This window comes from Mesorhizobium sp. M7A.F.Ca.AU.001.01.1.1, assembly GCF_004022735.1.
Taxonomy (GTDB): Bacteria; Pseudomonadota; Alphaproteobacteria; order Rhizobiales; family Rhizobiaceae; genus Mesorhizobium; species Mesorhizobium ciceri.
The window spans coordinates 1-2,162 of record NZ_RZPF01000921.1; the positions used below are offsets into that span (position 1 = coordinate 1).

2 protein-coding genes and 1 pseudogene are annotated in these 2,162 nt (G+C 62.7%); all 3 read left to right on the top strand.

Annotated features, from left to right (window positions below; all coding sequences use genetic code 11):
* The coding region (locus EN884_RS33980) for an acyl-CoA thioesterase II (RefSeq protein ID WP_164895352.1) at window positions 1–689 on the top strand (689 nt) is incomplete at its 5' end.
* Between the two features lie 217 nt (window positions 690–906).
* A complete protein-coding gene (locus tag EN884_RS33985; protein ID WP_013528889.1) occupies window positions 907–1,245 on the top strand; it encodes a P-II family nitrogen regulator in 339 nt (112 codons plus the stop codon).
* Window positions 1,246–1,450: 205 nt separating this feature from the next.
* A pseudogene (locus EN884_RS33990) lies at window positions 1,451–2,162 on the top strand (ammonia channel protein); the annotation flags it as partial.

Genomic DNA, 2,162 nt, shown 5'->3' on the forward strand with positions numbered 1-2,162 from the left:
ATTTCATGCGGCCCGGCGACACCAAGGTGCCGATCGTCTACGAGGTCGACCGCATTCGCGACGGCGGCTCCTTCACCACGCGGCGCGTGGTGGCGGTCCAGCACGGCCAGGCGATCTTTTCGCTCGAAGCCTCGTTCCAGCAGGATGAGGTCGGCCTGGAGCACCAGGTGCCGATGCCGCAGGACGTTCCGGGGCCGGACACATTGCTGTCGCAACGCGAATTGCTGGGCAAATTCGGCGAGGCGGTGCCCGATGGGATCAAACGCTACTGGGAGCGCGACCGGCCGATCGAGATGAAGCCGGTGATGCTGAAGCATTACACCAGCCGCGAAAAGCTGGAGCCAAAGCAGAACATCTGGATCCGCACCACCGGTCCGGTGCCGGCGGACCGCGCCATCCAGGCAGCGGTGCTCGCCTATCTCTCCGACATGACGCTGCTCGACACATCGACCTTCGCGCATGGCCGCGCCATTTTCGATCGCGATATCCAGGCGGCGAGCCTCGACCACGCCATGTGGTTCCACCGCAGCCATGCGCTCGACGACTGGATGCTCTACACGCAGGACAGCCCGTCGACGCAGGGCTCGCGCGGCTTTACACGCGGCTCGCTGTTTGCCCGCGACGGTACGCTGATTGCCTCGGTTGCGCAGGAAGGGCTGATCCGGCTCAAGCGATCGCCTGCAGAGTAGGCATTTTTCGAAATTTGCCCAATTTTTAAGCAGGCGTATCGCCGCAGCTGTGGGCAGGTTGCGTCGGCGCACTCCCTAATCTCTTTGTTTACAGTGGGTTAACACCCTGCTTCCGCACTTGGCACGGAGCTTGAATCCTTGTGGGCACTCTCCGGCTCTTTGGGATCGGTGAAGGTGTACAAACGCGGGGGACCGCAACAGCAAAGGGTGAAACCTTATGAAAATCGTGATGGCAATCATCAAGCCGTTCAAGCTCGACGAGGTACGCGAAGCGCTCACCGCCGTCGGCATCCAGGGCCTGACCGTCACCGAAGTCAAAGGCTACGGGCGTCAGAAAGGGCATACGGAGATCTATCGCGGGGCGGAATACGCGGTCAGCTTCCTGCCGAAGATCAAGATCGAAGTCGCGGTCAGTGCCGACATGGTCGACAAGGCCGTCGAAGCCATCACCGCAGCCGCCAAGACCGGCCAGATCGGCGACGGCAAGATCTTCGTTTTCGGCATCGATCAGGCGGTGCGCATCCGCACCGGCGAAACAGACACCGACGCGCTCTGAGCGGCGATCACGTATTCCAATGGAGAGTTCAATGAATATTCCTTCCACCTTGAAGACGACGGGACGAGCTGCCCTTTTGGGTTCGCTTACTCTCGCAGCATTGGGCACGGTTGCCGCCTTCGCACAGGAAGCGGCACCGGCCGCAGCCGCGGCCGCGCCGGCTGCTGCCCCGACCCCGGTGCTCGACACCGGCAACACCGCCTGGATGCTGACCTCGACGGCGCTGGTGCTGATGATGACCATTCCGGGCCTGGCGCTGTTCTACGGCGGCATGGTGCGCAAGAAGAACGTGCTCGCCACCGTCATGCAGAGCTTCGCCATCACCTGCCTGGTGACGGTGCTGTGGTTCATGTTCGGCTATTCGCTGGCCTTCTCGGACGGCGGCGGCGTGAACAGCTATATCGGCGGCACCTCGAAGTTCTTCCATCACGGCATCACCACGGCCTCGCTGTGGCTGCCGGGCGTCGCCAACATTCCTGAATTCGTGTTCTCGATGTTCCAGATGACATTCGCCATCATCACGCCGGCGCTCATTGCCGGCGCCTTCGCCGAACGCATGAAGTTCTCGGCGCTGCTGATCTTCATGGCGTTGTGGCTGCTGGTCGTCTACGTGCCGATCGCGCATTGGGTCTGGGGTGGCGGCTTCCTCGGATCGGCGGGCGTGCTCGACTTTGCCGGCGGTACGGTCGTTCACATCAACGCCGGTGTCGCCGGTCTGGTCTGTGCGCTGGTTCTCGGCAAGCGCGAAGGCTATGGCACCACCAACATGGCGCCGCATAACCTGGTCTATTCGGTGATCGGCGCTTCACTGCTGTGGGTTGGCTGGTTCGGCTTCAACGCCGGTTCGGAACTGGCAGCCGACGGTCTTGCCGGCGCTGCCATGCTCACCACCCAGGTTGCCACCGCCGCGGCGGCAC